We start from the raw sequence: 17,653 nt of genomic DNA, 5'->3' as shown, positions 1-17,653 counted from the left end.
GGTGAAGCGAACAGAGGAAACCGCCCAGATCAGGCGAAACCTGGTGGCGGGACAAAGCCGCCGAAAATCTCGTCGCACAGCGCAGTGAAGCGCATCGTCGTGCGGTCTGCGTATTCCGCGCCGATGGCCTGTACGCCGGCGGGCATGCCGCGCACCGGATCGGGCAAGGGGCGCACAGTTGCGGGCAGATGCCCCAGTGTCGCGATGCCGGGCCAATAGAGGTTTTCCATATAGGGCCGCGTCTCGCCGCCCACGTCGAGCACACGTGACATTTGCGGCACCGGGCCGTGCCCGTCCTCGGTCTGATGCGGAAAGGCGACGGTCATGCTGACCGGGCAGAGAAGGATGTCGAAATCCGCAAACCAGGCGCGCCAGGCCTCTCGCACCCTTTCTTGCCGTTCGACCAGACCAGCGAAGTCGGCCAGACTGGACCGGGTTGCCCGGGCCACCCGTTCGGGCAGGCTGCCGTCCGGGTGGCCTGCGGCTGCGGCGGCATAGGCATCAAGCTCGGCCCGGGGCACGCCGGAGCCGATCGTGGCAAAGAGCAGTGCAATATAGAGATCGTCATTGCCGATCAGCGGCGCGGGCATTGCATCGAGGTGCGTGACCTGAACGCCCTGCTCCGCCAAAGCATCGGCATAAGCGGTGATCGCGGCGGCATAGGCGGGATCGACCGGATTGTCGCCGGTCCAGACGGCAACGCGATAGTCGGACAGCGTCTCGTGTCGCGGTTTGGGAAGGTTCAGGACCCAGCCACTGTCCGGCATTCCCCCGGCAAGCAGGTCAAGCCCCAGTTCAAGATCCGCGCCGGAGCGCCCCATTGGACCGCAGACCGACAGCGGAGAATCCGCCAAAGCGCCCGGCGGTGGCACATGGCCGCGTGCGGGGACGATGCCATAGGTGGGCTTGTGCCCCCAGACCCGGCAGAAATGCGCGGGAATGCGGATCGAACCGCCGATGTCGCTGCCCAGCTCCAGCGCCGTGTACCCCGCCGCCAGCGCCGCAGCCGCGCCGCCCGAGGACCCGCCGACCGTGCGCGACGTGTCCCAGGGGTTGCGGCAGACCCCGTGCAGGGGATTGTAGCTTTGATGATCGGAGGCGGCGACCGGCACATTTGTCTTTCCCCAGATTACCGCACCGGCTCCGCGCAGGCTTTGCACCGTCACGGCATCCCCGGTCGAGACGTAATCCTTCAGTTCCGGCATCCCGGCGGTGGCGTGAAAACCTTCGACTTCGTAGGTTTCCTTGATGGTCATCGGCAACCCGGCAAGCGGGCTGGAGGCGTCGGAGGCATCCGCCGCCCTAGCTGCCTCGCGTGCGGCCTCTGCCCGGATCTCGACCACCGCATTCACTTCGCCATCAAGACGGGCGCGGCGGTCCAGACAATGTTCAAGCAGTTCAAGCGCGCCGATCTTGCGGGCCTTCAACGCCGCGACGGTCTCGACGGCGGTCCACTGATGTGGGGCTTTTTGTAGGAATGCAGTCATGGATGGGCCTTGCCTGTGAACGATTGAATAGGTTTCGGGAGGGCATGTCGGCGTGATGTTCCGGCACTTTCGACTTTCAACATCATGCTCAAATCCGCCTCCTCTTGCGGGAATGTCACCAGTGGTGATATTAAGATCAAGCGATCTGTTTTTGTCAAGCGTCATCGCTGAACCCGTCGCATTGCGGGCCAGCAAAGCTTGTGAAACGGGGCCGTCGCATGTTAAAAAAGGAGCGCCTTTGATGTCGGGGAAGAAGCAGCCGTGAACAAACCAGCGACACCCGCAGCGCCCAAAGAATTGCGCAAAAAGGGTTATCATCACAAAGACTTACGCAATGCGTTGCTGGAGACGGCCCTGACACTTATTGATCAGCGGGACGGGCCCCATTTTTCGCTGCGCGAGCTGGAGCGCGCGCTTGGCGTCTCGCATGCCTCGGCCTATCGCCACTTCGCGGACAAGGCCGCATTGCTCGATGCGCTGACTGCAGAAGGATTCGCCAGGCTGGCCGCCTGCCAGAACGAAGAGCTGGAAAAAGCGCAGGGCGACCCGATGGAAAAGCTCAAGGCGCTTGGCGTCGCATACATTCGCTTTGCCCTGAACAACAAGGGGTTCTTCTCGTTGATGTTTTCCGAACGCGGCGACGAGGATCTGGAACGCAGCAGCCGAATTCAGCACAATCAGCAGGCCCTGACGACCCTGCTGGACTGCATCGTCGATTGCCAGTCCGCCGGGTTGATCGCCGATGGCGATCCAAAGCGCATCGCAGGTTATGTCATTCTGGCCACGCATGGCCTTGCGGTATACCGGACGCAGGGCCACGACCCCCTGGGCAGCGGCAACGACGATGCCTTCTTTCCGGGCATCGACGCGGTAAACGAAATGACGATCACGCCCCTGCTGATCAACCGCCCGAGCGCGGAGGAGATTGCCGCACGCTGGTTCGCGCCCCTTGATCCTGCATCATCAGAAAGCTGATCGCGGCGGCGGCGTGTAGCGAAAGCTTACGCCGTCGCCTGAAAGGTGACCTTCCCGCCGCATATCGTCGTGATGGGGGTGATTTGCGGAATGTCATCGGTCGGAACAGCCTCAATATCAGCCGACAGCACAACGATATCCGCAAGCATGCCAACCTGAAGCCTGCCTTTGATATCCTCGGCGTGTTCGGCATAGGCGCCTTCAACCGTGTAACTGTGAAGCGCTTCGTGAAGCGTAAACCGCTGATCCGGCAGATGCGGTAAATATGGTTCACGCGTCATGGCGGCGTGCACCCCGCGCATCACGTTCAGATCGGCAACCGGCCAATCGGACGCAAAGACAACATGCGCCCCTGATTCCTTGAAGGTGCGGAAGGCGTAGAAATACGGCAGACGTTCCCGCCCAACCACTGTGAGCGTAGGCTCCAACGGCGTGCCCATCATACCCGGCGGATGGGGCGGCTGAACCGAGGCGATGGCACCCAGACCTGCAATGCGCGGCAGGTCAGCGGGATCGATGACCTCGATATGTTCCAGACGATGCCGGCTGTCCCTGGTCCCGTTGGCGTCGGCCGCCGCTTCATAGCCGTTCAGGACGGACCGGACTGCACCGCTTCCGATGGCATGGACGGCAATTTGCAACCCGCGCCTGTCGGCCTCGATGGCGACCTCGTTGAACTGTTCCTGAGTGAACAATGGTTCGCCCTGAAAGTCCGGCTGATCGCCATATCCGTCCAGCATATAGGCTGTGTGACCGTCCAGAACCCCGTCATAGAACATTTTCACCAGCCCGCTGGACAGCCATTCGGTGTCATGGCGCGCGGTCATGGTCGATGCCTTTTCAAGGTCGTCCAGTTTCATGAAATTCTTGTAATGGAACGGCACCTTCACCCGGCACAACAGATCGCCATCGCGCTGGATTTCCTCAAGGATCTCGAAGGTATAAAAGTTGCCATCCATATTGTGGATAGATGTGATCCCATGCTGAGCGCACCATTTCAGCGCGTCCTTCACCATTCTGACATCGGATGCGAATTCATCCTTGGTCGGCTTCGGGTCAGGTTCACCGCCGGTGGTCATGCCTAGCATGCCGCGATCCAGACCACCGAACCTGAGAAGCGGATTGTAGGCCTCGGCCTCATTAAGCTCGCCATTTGCAAGGCCGTCATCGCCCATCACAACAGCATTGCCCGGGCTGACCTCAAGACCATGCAGCAACCCGGCCTTTTCAAGGGCAAGCGTATTGCCCCACATCGTGTGATTGTCGAAGGAGACGAACGCAAGCGGCCGATCCGGCAGAATACGGTCCAGATGATGCCGGTCCAGCCGGGTCCCCTCCCCCAGCATCGTATAGCTCGCCATCTTGCCGGTCAGCAGCCTGGCATCCGGATTTGCCGCAGCATAAGCTCTGACCGCTTCAGCCACGTTTTCGAAGCCGAACAGACCTGTCAGATCAAGATATGACAGCTGCGATGCCCCGCCGAAAAGATGTATATGGGATTCGATAAACCCGGGAAGAACCGTACCCCCGCGCGCAGAGATGACTTTGGTCTCCGGCCCGATCAGGATTTCAATTTCGGTGTTGGACCCGACCGCAATGATCTTGCCGTCCGAAACGGCAACAGCCTCTGCTCTGGGGTGATCCCGATCCATGGTCAGGACACGCCCCTCCAGAACAACTAAATCAGCTTTCATCCCTGGACCTTCCGCCAAATATGTTTCTCTGTGATCGCGGGTTTGCGATATTCTTGATCTGGGAAATATCACCGCTGGTGACATATGGGCAATATACATCGGTCCCGTCAATCGGTCGATTTCCTGGAAGCGTATGCTTCAGGCGGCATCGCACGGGTAAAGCGAGGTTGGCGCGACAAGACAGATACATCAACGCCTGAACGACGCCCTGCCTGACCGGGGTCAAAAATGCACTTCCTCTGCGAGATAGCGATAACCGCACCAGAAATAACCTTGCAAATCTTCCACCATATGGAGTAATTGCAAGGTATGTATACACGTCAGACCCATCAAATTGTGCAATCCGCGCTGGAGAACCAAGCCGCTGTTGTCCTCCTTGGCCCCCGGCAGGTCGGGAAAACCACGCTTGCTCTCGACATCGCATCGGAGCAACCATCAGTCTACCTCGATCTTGAACGTGAGGCAGACAGGCAAATCCTGACCGAACCGGATCTCTATCTGGATGAGCAGGCAGGAAAACTCGTCATCCTCGACGAGGTGCAGCAGATGCCCGGCCTCTTCAAGAGCCTGCGTGGCCAGATCGACCAGCGCAGGCGGGCCGGTTTCCGGACGGGACAGTTCCTGCTTCTGGGATCAGCCTCCAATGTCCTGTTGCAACAATCGGCAGAATCCCTCGCCGGACGTGTCCGGTATATCGAGATGCCGCCTTTGCAGCTTCCCGAGGTCGGGGCCGATCAGTTGAATACGCTCTGGCTGCGTGGCGGCTTTCCTGACAGTTTCCTGGCCCCTAGCGATCAGGCCAGCATGGACTGGCGTCTGGATTTCCTGCGCACATACCTGGAACGTGACATCCCGGCCCTCGGGCCGCGTATTCCGGCGGCAACCTTGCGGCGCTTCTGGACCATGCTGGCGCATGTGCAAGGCGGCCTGCTGAATGCTGCCGCCCTTGCTGAGGGGCTTGGTGTTTCCGGCCAGACCGTTGGCCGTTACCTCGACCTGCTCGTTGATCTCATGCTGGTGCGGCGTCTGCAGCCCTGGCATGAAAATGTCGGAAAGCGCCTGGTGAAATCGCCGAAGGTCTATGTGCGGGACAGCGGGATCGTGCATGCCCTGCTGGGTATTGGTACGACCGAAGGCTTGCTCGGGCATCCTGTCGTCGGCGGCAGCTGGGAGGGGTTCTGCATCGAAGCGCTTCTGGCCGCAGCACCTGCCGGCACTGAACCCTTCTTCTATCGCACCTCTGCCGGCGCCGAGCTTGATCTGGTGCTGCGACTGCCGGATGGCGACATCTGGGCCATAGAGATCAAACGCACCACGGCACCGAAGGTCTCGCGCGGTTTCCACACGGGCGCGGAAGATATCAGGGCCAGCCGAAAGCTGCTGATCTACGCAGGCGAACGCGACGTCCCCCTGGCAGGCGACAGCCGGGCAATCTCTCTCGCACAGGGAATCGGACTGCTCAAAGCACTCTAACGCCGCATATGAAATGCGCGGAATTTCAGCCTGCCACCGCTGTTCCCGACACCAAGGTTGGTGATGTCACCTCTGGCACATGCAGCGCCAGGGCGAGATCTGCGGAACGACACCATCAGGTTGCGCTAACGCGTGCTCTGCGGGTCCGCGTCCGGTCAAACTTTTGTTTTCCGTTGCCATGCATCGGGTTGGAAGACCTTGCGGGCCGGGGCCATCAAATCTCTGCGCCTCTCGGTAGTTCTGCCGATAGGCCCTCCACCGGGTGGCGGTTAATCTGGGGCGAACCATCCGGACGGTGCCTCGGGCTCATGATACCTCAGCATTTCGAAAAGTGTGAAATTGACCGCCGCGGGCAACGCCTGATCGAGGAAATGGCGCGACGCAGACTCGACTTCATCCTGCTCATGGATCCCTGCAACTACTATTACGTCACCGGTTTCCCGATCGGCGTTTTGAAAGGGACCTTCGGGGCGCTCATCTCTGCTGATGGCAATGTCTTCTGGATCGGGCGGAAAACCGACATGAGCAACGTCAAGGCGTTGATCGAAGCAGATTGGTCCGGCGACCGGCATGAGATCGGCGCAGAGATTGCCGATGATCAGGACCCCTATGCCGCCGTGGGAGAGGCGATTGCAACCATTGCGCCGCACGGCACGCGGATCGGCTTCGAACTGGCCAAAGCGGTCATCCCGCCACGGGGCATGACGCAGATCGCCGCCGCGCTGCCCGGGCGCGAGGTCGTCAATGCCGCCGGCCTGATCGAGCCGATGCGCGCCGTGAAGTCGGAGGCCGAACTGACCTATATGCGCCGGTCCGGACAGATCGCGGCAGAGGCCACGCGCGCAGCCCTTGACGGCCTTCTGCCGGGCGCGAGCGAAGCGGACCTGGCCGCCAATCTGATCGGCCACGCCATCCGCGCCGGAGCAGAGCCCTTTTCGCTGGAGCCTTTCGTCTGTTCGGGCCCGCGCTCTGCCCTGGCACATAGCACCTGGACGATGGCCCCCTTGCAGTCCGGCACGATTATCAACACGGAACTGGCCCCACCGGTTGCCCGCTATAGCGCGCCGCTGTTCAGGGTGTCTGTCATCGGGCCGCCCGGCGATGACATCTGCCGGCTGCATGACGCCTCCCGCGCGGGGCTTCTCGCCGGGCTCGAAAGCATCGGGCCCGGCATGACCTGCCATGACGCCGACGCCGTTGTGCGCGCGACCATCGACCGGCTCGGTTACGCCGGGATGTTTCCGGTGCGCGCGGCCTATGGGGTCGGCATCAACTTTGCACCGGATTGGAGTGAGGAAAACGTGGCCAGCATCCGCCCGGGCAACCAGACACCGCTGGAGCCGGGCATGTGTTTTCACCTCGTGCCCGCGCTCTACCAGCCGGGGGTGGGTTGCGCCTGCTGCAGCATGACGATCTGCATCACCTCCGACGGGGTGGAAACCTTGACCCCGTTCGAGCCGGAGCTTGTTGTGCTGCACCCCTGACAAGGCGGCGCTTAACGGTAGCCCGGCTCAGGCGACTTCCAGCACCCGATCCAGAAGCGATCTTGTATAGGTATGCTGCGGCGCGCCAATGACATCTGCCGCTGCGCCCTCTTCCACAATGCGGCCTTCGTTCAGCACGATCACCCGGTCCGCGATTGTACGGACGACTCCCAGGTCGTGGGTGACAAACAGGAGCGAAAGGTCACCGCGCATCAGATCATGCAACAGTTCCAGGATCGAGGCCTGAACCGACACATCCAGCGCCGAAGTGACCTCGTCGCAGATCAGCAGGCTGGGTTTGCAGACCAGGGCGCGGGCGATGGCCACCCGCTGACGTTCCCCTCCCGAAAGCTCTGAGGGGAAGCGGTCAGCCAGCTGCGGTGGCATCGCCACCTGCTCCAGCGCGTCCCGCACTGCATCCCGAACCGATCCGTTTCGCCGCCCACCCGCAATCCGCAGCGCTGCTGCGATACTGTCGCCAACCGTGCGCCGGGGGTGAAGCGACCCGTAAGGGTTCTGGAACACATATTGCATGTCGCGGTGCATCCAGCCCGGCCGCTGGCGGATGGTCGGTGGCACCGGCGTTCCGTTGAACCGGACCTCGCCATCGAAGCTGCCGTGAAGCCCGATCAGGCAACGCGACAGGGTTGATTTGCCACTACCGGATTCGCCCACCAGTGCCGTGCATGTACCGGGCTCGACCCGGAAAGAAATGTCGTGGAGCACCTGATTGCCGGAATACCCGGCGGAAAGCCCGGACACTTCCAGTACAGGTTTGGCAGCCGCCGGGGGGCGGTCGTGCAGCACCTCTGTCTCCACAGGACCCGGGGTGGCATCGCCGCGGATGCAGCGCAGCCGGCCTTCGCCATGCGGCACGAGAGACGGAAGCGCTTTGCGGCAAGCGGGCTGCACCAGGTCGCAGCGATCTGCAAAGAGGCAACCGGGGATTGCCGGCCGCTCGGCCAGCACCGGCACACGCCCCGGTATCCCGTGCAGGGCCTTGCGTCGCCGCGTGGTTGGCATGGCTTGCAGCAATGCGCGGGAATAGGGATGCGCCGGAGCCTCAAAGAAACGGTCACGCGGGGCGGTTTCGACCACCTGTCCCGCATAGAGCACCATCACATCGTCGGCCACCGCCGAGATCACGCCAAGGTCATGGGAGATATAAAGGCTGCTCATGTTCAGATCGCGATTGAGCTGCGCGACGAGGTCCAGAACACTGGCCCGTGTCGAGACGTCAAGAGCGGTTGTAGGTTCATCGAGGACAAGCAGGCGTGGATGCGACACGATGGAAACCGTGAGACCAACCCGCTGCAACTGACCACCCGAGAGTTCGCCGGGGTAGCGTGCAAGAAAGCCCGCGTCGGTCGGCAGGCCCACACGTTCCAGTGTTTCACAGACGCGCTGACGCGCATCAGAGGCCGATAGCCGGTCCTGCCCGGTGCGCAGCCTTTCGGTCATCTGCCGCAGGATCGGGATCGCCGGGTTCAGGGCGCTGGATGCGTCCTGTGGGACATAAGCGACGACCGGCCCGCGCGCCCGGCGGCGTGCTTCGCCCCCCAGCGCCAGCAGATCGGTCCCTTCGACGTTGAAACTGCCACTGGCGATGCGCAGGCCCGGCGCGGCGTAACCCAAAAGCGCCTTGCCGATGGTGCTTTTGCCGGAGCCGCTTTCGCCCACCAGCCCCAGCACCTTGCCGGGTACGATGGAAAAACCGATTTCTTCGACGATGGGAAGGCCTTTGCGGGTCTCTACCCGGAGGTCTCGCAGATTTACGGTTTCACTCATTCGGTCCCTCCGGTCCGGCCGATCGCGCGGGTCACCCCTTCGGCAAAGAGATTGCAGCCAATGGAAAACAGCGCAATCAGCACGATGGGGGCCAGAACGGCGAAGGGCTGCACCGACAGGGCGTTGCGGTTCTCGTTCACCATCAGGCCCCAATCGGCGGCCGGCGGCTGAATGCCGTAGCCGAGAAAACTCAGACCAGCCAGAAGCGAGATCGACCACATCATCCGCAGACCGAACTCCACCAGCAGCGGCGAGGTCGTGTTGGGCAGCACCTCGGCCCAGAGCACACGCCAGGCACGCATGCCGACGGACCGCGCCCATTGCACGTATTCCTGCCGCACCACATCCATTGCGACTCCGCGCATCACCCGCGCCACGCTGGGTGCCTGCGAGACGCCGACCACAATAGTCAGCAGCCCCTTGCTGGGGCCCAGCATGGTGACAAAGAGCAGGGCGAAAACGATGCTCGGAAATGCGAGTTTCAGCTCGACCACCCGCATCAGGACGGTTTCCGTCCAGCCCTTGAAGAAGGCGGCGGAGAGCCCCATCGCCGTGCCAAGCGCAAGGCCCAGCAAGGTGGCGCAAAAAGCCATCCAGACCAGATCCTGGCCACCATGCATGACGCGCGACAGCACGTCGCGTCCCAGATTGTCGGTGCCGAGCGGTGCGCCATCGGTCGGTAGGCCGTAGGGGGTGCCAACAAATTCCGAATGTGTATGCGGCGATACCAATGGCCCGATGAAGGCGATTGCAGCAACAAGCAAGATCAGCGCAAAGCCCACCTGTGCCAGCCGGTTGCTTGCGATCTGAACCATGTAACCGTGACGAGACATGTTCATCGCACGCCACCCCGGCCCGGCGGTGTCAGGGCCATGGTGATCAGGTCTGTCACGATATTGGTGGCGAAGAAGATCAGCGCAATGGTCAGCGTGATCGCCTGCACCACCTTGATGTCCCGCGCGCCGACCGCATCGGCCAGTGCCGTGCCAAGACCGGGAAAGGCAAAGACATATTCGATCACCACCACGCCCCCGAACGAGATGGCAAAGATCGTCCCGGCCGCCTGCACCGCCGGGACCAGCGCGTTGGGCACCGCCTGGCGCCACAGCACATTGCGCCGGGGCATACCCTTGAGCCGTGCGAATTCAACATAATCGCTGGCCAGAACGTCGATCATCGTCGCGCGGACCAGACGGTAAAAATAGGAGGCTTGCAGCAGCGCCAGCGTCAGGACCGGCAGAGCGATCTTGGGCAGCTGCATCCAGATCGAAACTCCCGGGCTCAGCAGGGCGACACCGGGAAAAACATGAAACACCTGCACGCTGAGCAGCAGGACCAGCAGCAGGGCCAGCACGAATTCGGGCATGGCGTTCAGTGCGATGCCGAAGAACAGGATCACCCGGTCCGATACCCGGTCTGCATTCACGGCGGTATAGACGCCCAGCACCAGCGACAGGGGGATCGAGATCAGGAAGGACAGCAGGACAACCACAACCGTATTGGACAGCCGCGTCTGCAGAATATCGAAGACCGGCTGGCGCGACACGAAGGACACACCGAAATCGCCCTGCAAAAGATTGCCGGCCCAGATCAGATATTGCCGCCAGACCGGGGCGTCGAGGTTGAGCGCGCTGCGCAGCCGGTCCACCTGTTCCGGCGTGGAATCCCGACCCAGCACCATCTGTGCAATGTCGCCCGGAAGGGCCTGTGTCGCTGCAAAGACAAGCACCGACATGATGCACAGCAATAGCACACTGCTGGCAAGGCGCCTGGCAATCATGCGCAGGGTGGCACCTGCGCGGTTCGAACCGCGCAGGAGGTTTCTTTTCTGGTGACTCATGCCTTCGACACAAGCCTCAGGTGATAGAACGGTGAGCCGCTGACGTAGGTTTCGACACCCTGCACATGGGCCCCGGTCGCGTTCAGCGTGTTCGAGAACCCCCAGATGATGTTGCCGCCGCGTTCATATTCGATCCGGCGCATTTCCTGGATCAAGTTGCAGCGTTCGGCCTCGTCCGATGTCGCGGTTGCCTGTTCGAACAGGTCGATGAACTCTTCGTCATGCCAATGGGTGTTGTTGGAGGATCCGCCCGGCATGAGGCTGCGCGCGGCGACGGGAAGGTAGGTATCTGACAGGAAATCCACACCGAAGGTCCAGTTGCCGTAGTTCGCGATATAGGAGGCTTCGTCCATCACATTGGCGCGGATGTTGATACCGGCCGCACGGGCCTGTTCGGACAGGATTTGCGCACATTCAACCATGCCGCTGGTGCCCGAGGTCGTCGCGATCTCGACATCCAGGTCGGATTGGCCTGCCTCTGCAAGAAGCTCTATCGCTCGCTCGATGTTTGGCGTCCGCTGCGGCACATCCGTATCGCCGCAGGGTGCAATTGTGCGGCCCTGCATGTCGTTGCCGACTTCACCGTATCCTGACAAGGCAATTGCCACCATCTGCTCTCGGTTTGCGATCAGACGGATCGCCTCGCGCACGCGGGGATCGTCGAAGGGCGCGACATCGGTACGCATATAGATCGGGATCGACAGGCTGCTGGGATTGTTGACCAGCGTCAGGGCCGGATCGGCCTCGATGATGCGCGCCTCGCTGATCGGCACGTTGTAGACCATATCAACCTGGCCACCACGCAGCGCGTTCATTGATGCGGTAGCGTCCGCCACATTGACGACCACCAACTGTTCGACCTTGGCAGGGCCACGGAAATAATCATCGAACCGGGCAAATTCGGATTCGCGCCCCGGCGTGAATGACGTGAGCTTGAAGGGCCCGGTTCCGACTGCCGTTTCAGGGTCGAAACCGCGCGGCACCATGCGCAGATAGCGGTTGGCCCAGATGTCCCGGAACGGCCCGTAGGGTTTTTTCAGCCGGAAGACCACGGTCAGATCGTCCAGGGCTTCGACATTTTCAGCATCGATGAAGCTGATCAGCGATGCGCCCCGGGTCGGGTTGTCCGGGTCCAGCATCCGTTTGACGGAATAGACGACATCTTCGGCGGTAAAGGGTTCGCCCGCATGGGTGGTCACACCGGACACGATCTTGACCGTCCATTCGGTGGCATCCGCATTGGGCGTGAAGCTCTCGGCCAGGACGTTCACGACCGTCGCATCAGGCGCATAGTCGCACAATCCGTCAAAAAGGTTGGTGAAGCGGATGATGTCGGTGATCTGGGCACGCGTGCGGTGCGGGTCGAGGGAATCGCTGGTGCTGCCATTTGCTGCGACGCGCAGCGTGTTGGCATCCTGCGCAAAGGCAGGCAGGGACAGGCCGGCACCCAGCGCCGTACCCATCGCGAATGTCCCGATCCCGCCAAGTACCCTGCGGCGGCTGGGGCCGGTTCCGTTTTTTGCGTAAGTCATGGTTTTTCCCTTGTTGGCATTATCGTTCATGCAATCTTGCTGATGCTTCTGGCGGCCGCCTCTGCCGCCTTCACCATCAGCGGCGCGATCACCGAAGGGCCGCGCGGATCGACATCGGGGTCAAAGGCGGTGAAGCAGCAGGCAAGGATCCGGAACCTCTTTGCGATCATGTCCAGACCCGTCGCCACCTGCCCATCCGTCAGACCGCCATCGGCGCAATGCCTGCTTGACCGCAGGACGCTCGGGTCCATGCAATCGTTGTCGATGTGGACATAGACCTGACTGCACCGGGTGCTGAGCACGTCCAGCGCGTGACCCAGCGCTGCCTCAAAGCCCAGTTTCTGAATGACGGGAGGGTCGATGATGGTGCCCATCGCACGCGCGCCACCTGTACGACCGCCTTCGGCATATTTCTCGTGAATGCCGACCGAGATGATGCGCTCTTCGGGGATCTCACGAAAACCGGGCACCCGCTGCCGGTAACGCGGCCAGCAATGGCCCGCAATGGTCGAGGTCAGCATGCCTTCGATAAACCCGTTGGAGGAGGTATCGGGCGTTTCCGCATCGGCATGGGCATCGAACCAGATCATGCCGATCGGCCCTTCGGCGACGCCGACGCCACCGACCATGCCGAAACAGGCCGAACAGGTGCCTGCTGTCACGATGGGTATTCTGCCCTGGCTTATGGCGTCGCTCACCACAGCGGCAAGGCGGATGTTCTGCACCAGAATCCGGCCCATCTGATCGCCCACGGGGATCGTGCGAAAGTCACCGCCATTCTCCGCGTCATTGGCGCGCTCCGCGTTTTCGATCATGTGGCAATCGACGTCGGAAAATACGGCGCGCAGGGCGGCAGGCGCATGTTCGTCCTGCATCAAAACTTCGGGCCCCACCGCCATCGCGTTCCCCGGAACACGGCCACGGTCGCCGCAGTGATACGGAAGTCCGATCAACGAAACAGGTGTTTGATTGGCCGTCACCTCAAATCCTCCGTCGGTATCTGATAAAACGCTAGCAGCAGGGAATTTGGGCCCCTATCGACAGAAATGCCGATATACCCAGTCGGCATGACTCCAAAACGGGACACGCCCAATTTACCGTGTTTTCACGGGGCATTACCTTGCATTGCCGCGGCAAGGGCGGTGGGCACAAGAACCGGGAAATCAGCCAGCTGGTGCGCCAGCCCCCGGCCCATCGCGTCAAAGCGAAGCGAGGCCACCGCGCCGCCGTCCAGCGCCTCGTCGATCAGGAAGTTGAAGGCATGAAGGCCTGGCAGCTCGTATTTCCGGACTTTCGGGTTGGATGGGTCCGCGAGGATATGAGCGAACCATGTGGCGACGGCCTCTTCTGTCAGGCCGGCGTTGATATGGGGCACAAAATCAGGATCGCGGGCGATCACACCGATATTGACCTTGTCCCCCTTGTCGCCAGAGCGCATCCACGCCAGCGCGCTCAACGGCACCTCAACCGTATCGGCAGTATCACCGGCCTTTGGCAGCGGCGCATTCGGTGCAAGCATCTCCCGCCGGAACGGTGCCGACGGCAGAACCGGGGGCAGGCTCACGGTCTCACCCGCTGCCGTGATCCGGGCTGGAACCCTTGCCGCGTCCATCAGAAAGGCGCTCATACGCATCTTGCGGCTGACAACCGGTGCGCCAAGCCGGTTGGATGTGCCCGGTGCCATGGAGGACAGCGATGCCCCGGCGACGCGGGTCAAAAGCTCCGCGCCGGCCCGGTCGGCATGGTCCATAACCACCCGGAACACCGCCTCGCGGGTGTCCATATCCTTAGGCCGCTGCGCCCCGTAGCTTGCCCCGGCGCCGATCACCTCGGAGGCCGCAGCGGTCCAGTTCCCCAGATTGCGATCCCGCAACAGCGTTTGACAGCGCGACAGAATGGCCTCGCCCGTTTTCTGCGCCATTTCAGCCGCGCTGCGCCCTGTTGTGACACCCGAAAAGACGCCCTGCCAACCGTCATCGCTCAGGGCGAATACCTTGTATTTACCCGATGGCGGATGGCCCCTCGCGCCCCAGACCCGGACCTGATCCTCGGCCAGCACCTCCAGCTGAACATTGCTGAAATCGCAGGTCACTTCCGGCATGGCATAGGCCTGAGGATCGCTGATCTCGTAGAGGATCTGCTCGGCCAGGCTGCCGGTCGATATCTGCCCCCCTGTCCCCGCAACCTTGCTGAACACCGCCGTGCCATCGGCGAGACAATCTGCGATGGGAAAGCTCATGTCCGCCCAGTCGACCTCGCGCCAATCGCTGAAAATACCGCCGGAGGGCTGCGCCCCGCATTCCAGCAGGTGCCCGATCAGGACACCCCCTGCGAGGCGGTCGTACTCCTCCATCTTCCAGCCGAATTCGTGGATCAATGGCCCCACGATCAGGGCCGAGTCGACGACGCGCCCGGTCACCACGATATCGGCACCCGTCGCCAGCGCCTGCGCAACCGGCCAGGCACCGAGGTAGGCATTGGCGCTGATCAGATCATGCGGGACCGGTTTGCCGGTGAACATGTCATCGAAGGAGTCCTTGCCATCCGCAATCAGCGGCAGGACGTTGTCACCATCGACAACCGCGATCTTCGGCGACAAACCTAGGCTCTCAGCCATCGCTTTGAGCGCCTCGGCACAGGCGTGAGGTTGCAGGCCGCCCGCATTGGTGACAAGGCGAATTCCCTTGTCCAGCATCTGCTTGAATTCACGCTCAAGCTCCGGCCCGATCAGGTCGATACCGAACCCGCGCCCCGGCTCCGCCATATCGCGGGCCTTCATCTTCGAGACTGCAACTTCGGTCATGAAATCGATCACGATGTAATCGACCTCTCCCTTGCGCACCATCTGTGGCAAGGACAGCGTCATGTCGATCGAACACCCCGCACCGATCCTGATTGAACGATTTGTGGTCATGTGCGCTCCTCCACCGGAACCTTCTGCCCCGGACAATTCTGTCAGAGGGCCAGCGCTGCGCGGCTTCTTCGCTGCACGCAGCCGTCATTCCGGTTTCCTTCTAGTGCGGCACAGGAACGCTCCACCTATATCAACACGGTATAACCGCGGCAGGGAGTTCGGAGGCGCGGCGACGGTGACCGACAGCCAATGTCACAAATCCGAATCGCTGTTTTCCATGAAAGGGGGCCAAGAAGCCCCGGCCTGTCAGCTCAGGTTCCGCCAGTTTCTGGCGCTGGTGCCGTAGCGCTGCCGGAAAGTCCGGCTGAAATGGGAAAGATCTCCGAAACCACATGACAGGGCAACGTCTGTGATCGACCTTTTCGCCTGTGCCGGGTCCCGCAGGATCTGCGCCACCTGTTTCAGCCGTTGCTCCGCCACCCATTGAGACGGCGAAACCCCGTCGAGCTGGAACAGGCGTTGCAGGGTGCGCAGGCTCATCCCCTCGGCCGCCGCCACATGCGCAAAATCGAGATCGGGATCGCGCAGCTGATCCCTGAGGCACCGCTTCACCCGTTCCAGGCGGCTTGTCTGGGCGTCGCCCTGCGTTTCGGTGCGTTGCCGGATTGCGGTTGCCAGCATCTGTGCCGTGACCGTTTCCATGCCCGCAAGATCCGCATCTGTCAGGCTGCCGCCCTGTTCCGTCATCTGTCGTATGAAGCCCGCCGCGATCAACCCTGCCTTGGCCTTGCCGTCGAACCGTCTGGCTGTCTCCTGGCTGAGACATGGCAAATGATCCGCCAGCCTGTGCCGGGGCAGGCGCAGGATGACCTGCCGGAACGGGCTGTCGAACGCGAGGCGATATGGCCGGTCCGTCATGTAGCAACCGAAGTCACCCGGATCGAGCCGCGCCTGCCTTCCATCCTGTTCGATAAAACCGTGCCCCTCGATCTGGAACGCGAAAAGCATGTCGTCATGAGGATCGCGACGCAGATTGGCTTGCGTCCGTTCCGTGATCTGAGTGGTGGAATGAACGGTGGAAAGCCGGTTGGACCCGGGCACCGCCGCGCTGACATGGCCAAAGAAATCCTCGTCGCTGGAAGAGCTTTCAAGCCGGACAAACCGCGACCAGAGTTGCGAGCGCCACGTCTCCCAGACGCGCCGGGATTCTGTCGAATTGCCGCGCAAGATCTCCCTCCCCGTCAGAATTCATGCAGCATGATCTGCCTGTGGCGTCCAAAGTCAAACGATTTGTCGCCGCACGCAAAGTCGCGATCCACAAGTTGTGCAGAGATGTCCGGCAAGGCCTCAACCAGCAAAAGAGCGCCAGAAGTGACGGCCCGCCGCACGTCGGCGGACGATGCCAACAAGGAAGGATACATTGATGAAACCGTTCAAGGCCGCCTGTGTGCAGGCCGCTCCTGTCTTTCTGAATCTCGACGCTTCGATCGAGAAGGCCGGGGACCTTACCGCAGAAGCGGCCCGCGCCGGGGCCAAACTGATTGCCTTCCCCGAGACATGGCTGCCGGGCTACCCCTGGTGGATCTGGACCGGTGCACCCGCCGAGGGTGTCGGATTCCTGCCCGAGTACCATGAAAACAGCATGGCGGCAGGTTCGCCCCAGATGAAACGTCTGCAGCAGATCTGCCATGACAATGCGATCACCATGGTCATGGGCTATTCCGAACGCGCGGGCGGCAGCCGCTACATGAGCCAGGTCATCATCGGCGAGGATGGGACCATTCTGCTCAATCGCCGCAAGCTCAAACCGACCCATGTGGAACGCACGATCTTTGGCGAAGGCGATGGATCGGACCTGATGGTGGTCGACAGCGAGATTGGCCGCCTCGGCGCGCTGAACTGCTGGGAACACGTGCAGCCGCTGGTCAAGATGTCGATGTATGCCCAGCACGAGGAAGTCCATGTTGCCGGATGGCCCAGCTTCTGCGTTTACCGTGACCTTGCCTATGCGCTCGGACCGGAAGTGAACAACGCCGCCTCGCAGGTCTATGCGGTGGAAGGGTCCTGCTATGTTCTGGCCGCCTGCGCCATCGTCAGCCAGGAGATGATCGACCGGGTCGCCGGGGACAGCGCCGAAAAGGCGCATCTGCTGAACCCGCGCACCTCGAAGCCCGGCGGCGGCTTTGCCCAGATCTTCGGCCCGGACGGTCGCCCGCTCTGCGAGCCGCTGGCGGAAGACGAGGAGGGCATTCTCTACGCCGATCTCGATCCGGCCATGCTGGCTATTGCAAAGGGGGCCGCTGATCCGGCGGGCCATTACGCGCGGCCCGATGTGCTGAAGCTGGTGGTCAACCGCGAGAAACGCAACGTGATGGAAGAACGGAACGGAACCGGTGCTTTCACGCCGGTCCCTTACGAGGATGCGGCAGAGGTCTAGGCCCCCGCGTTGGCCAGGCCCTGTCAGTCTCCTGTTTCGCGCCGTTCTCCCCGGGCGATGCGACGGCTGACAGGGCCCAACTGACGCCC

14 protein-coding genes are annotated in these 17,653 nt (G+C 61.9%); 4 read left to right on the top strand and 10 right to left on the bottom strand.

The features are described from left to right. Positions 1 to 29: 29 nt before the first annotated feature. On the bottom strand, positions 30 to 1,487 hold the full coding sequence (locus PVW51_RS09695) for an amidase family protein (protein ID WP_274574815.1): 1,458 nt from the start codon (positions 1,485 to 1,487) through the stop codon (positions 30 to 32). A gap of 261 nt (positions 1,488 to 1,748) precedes the next feature. Here PVW51_RS09695 and PVW51_RS09690 point away from each other — a divergent pair, with 261 nt between their 5' ends. Further along, entirely contained in the window at positions 1,749 to 2,462 is a 714-nt protein-coding gene (locus PVW51_RS09690) for a TetR/AcrR family transcriptional regulator (RefSeq protein ID WP_269364602.1), read from the top strand. A gap of 26 nt (positions 2,463 to 2,488) precedes the next feature. On the opposite strand, the gene PVW51_RS09685 is transcribed toward PVW51_RS09690, so the two are convergent. Next, a complete protein-coding gene (locus PVW51_RS09685; RefSeq protein ID WP_274574814.1) occupies positions 2,489 to 4,156 on the bottom strand; it encodes an amidohydrolase in 1,668 nt (555 codons plus the stop codon). 309 nt (positions 4,157 to 4,465) lie between these two features. Here PVW51_RS09685 and PVW51_RS09680 point away from each other — a divergent pair, with 309 nt between their 5' ends. Beyond that, complete coding sequence (locus tag PVW51_RS09680; protein ID WP_274574813.1) at positions 4,466 to 5,629, top strand: ATP-binding protein; 1,164 nt, start codon at positions 4,466 to 4,468, stop codon at positions 5,627 to 5,629. Between the two features lie 8 nt (positions 5,630 to 5,637). Then, positions 5,638 to 7,113 carry a M24 family metallopeptidase gene (locus PVW51_RS09675; RefSeq protein ID WP_338019756.1) on the top strand — a complete coding sequence of 492 codons (1,476 nt, stop codon included), beginning with the start codon at positions 5,638 to 5,640 and terminating at the stop codon, positions 7,111 to 7,113. Between the two features lie 27 nt (positions 7,114 to 7,140). On the opposite strand, the gene PVW51_RS09670 is transcribed toward PVW51_RS09675, so the two are convergent. The 8 genes from PVW51_RS09670 to PVW51_RS09635 all read right to left on the bottom strand — a co-directional run bounded on the left by PVW51_RS09670 (position 7,141) and on the right by PVW51_RS09635 (position 16,548). Further along, a complete protein-coding gene (locus PVW51_RS09670) occupies positions 7,141 to 8,901 on the bottom strand; it encodes an ABC transporter ATP-binding protein (RefSeq protein WP_274574811.1) in 1,761 nt (586 codons plus the stop codon). Then, positions 8,898 to 9,740 (bottom strand): ABC transporter permease, encoded by an 843-nt coding sequence (locus PVW51_RS09665; RefSeq protein WP_274574810.1) that lies wholly within the window; start codon positions 9,738 to 9,740, stop codon positions 8,898 to 8,900. The genes PVW51_RS09670 and PVW51_RS09665 overlap by 4 nt, the downstream gene beginning before the upstream one ends. Next, the gene (locus PVW51_RS09660) at positions 9,737 to 10,741 is read right to left on the bottom strand and encodes an ABC transporter permease (protein WP_274574809.1); all 1,005 of its coding nucleotides are present in this window, start codon (positions 10,739 to 10,741) and stop codon (positions 9,737 to 9,739) included. The genes PVW51_RS09665 and PVW51_RS09660 overlap by 4 nt, the downstream gene beginning before the upstream one ends. Continuing rightward, positions 10,738 to 12,273 (bottom strand): ABC transporter substrate-binding protein, encoded by a 1,536-nt coding sequence (locus tag PVW51_RS09655; protein WP_274574808.1) that lies wholly within the window; start codon positions 12,271 to 12,273, stop codon positions 10,738 to 10,740. The genes PVW51_RS09660 and PVW51_RS09655 overlap by 4 nt, the downstream gene beginning before the upstream one ends. 26 nt (positions 12,274 to 12,299) lie before the next feature. Next, on the bottom strand, positions 12,300 to 13,253 hold the full coding sequence (locus tag PVW51_RS09650) for an arginase family protein (protein ID WP_274574807.1): 954 nt from the start codon (positions 13,251 to 13,253) through the stop codon (positions 12,300 to 12,302). A gap of 125 nt (positions 13,254 to 13,378) precedes the next feature. Further along, positions 13,379 to 15,187 (bottom strand): acyclic terpene utilization AtuA family protein, encoded by a 1,809-nt coding sequence (locus PVW51_RS09645; RefSeq protein ID WP_274574806.1) that lies wholly within the window; start codon positions 15,185 to 15,187, stop codon positions 13,379 to 13,381. 246 nt (positions 15,188 to 15,433) lie between these two features. Further along, entirely contained in the window at positions 15,434 to 16,354 is a 921-nt protein-coding gene (locus tag PVW51_RS09640; RefSeq protein ID WP_274574805.1) for a helix-turn-helix domain-containing protein, read from the bottom strand. A gap of 14 nt (positions 16,355 to 16,368) precedes the next feature. After that, on the bottom strand, positions 16,369 to 16,548 hold the full coding sequence (locus PVW51_RS09635; protein ID WP_274574804.1) for a hypothetical protein: 180 nt from the start codon (positions 16,546 to 16,548) through the stop codon (positions 16,369 to 16,371). Between the two features lie 2 nt (positions 16,549 to 16,550). Here PVW51_RS09635 and PVW51_RS09630 point away from each other — a divergent pair, with 2 nt between their 5' ends. Further along, positions 16,551 to 17,564: a carbon-nitrogen hydrolase family protein gene (locus PVW51_RS09630; RefSeq protein WP_274574803.1), complete on the top strand. Its 1,014-nt coding sequence runs from the start codon at positions 16,551 to 16,553 to the stop codon at positions 17,562 to 17,564. Positions 17,565 to 17,653 lie beyond the last annotated feature (89 nt).

Source organism: Sulfitobacter sp. PR48 (assembly GCF_028807335.1).
Classification (GTDB): Bacteria; Pseudomonadota; Alphaproteobacteria; order Rhodobacterales; family Rhodobacteraceae; genus Sulfitobacter.
This window is presented reverse-complemented; position numbering and strand designations above follow the sequence as displayed.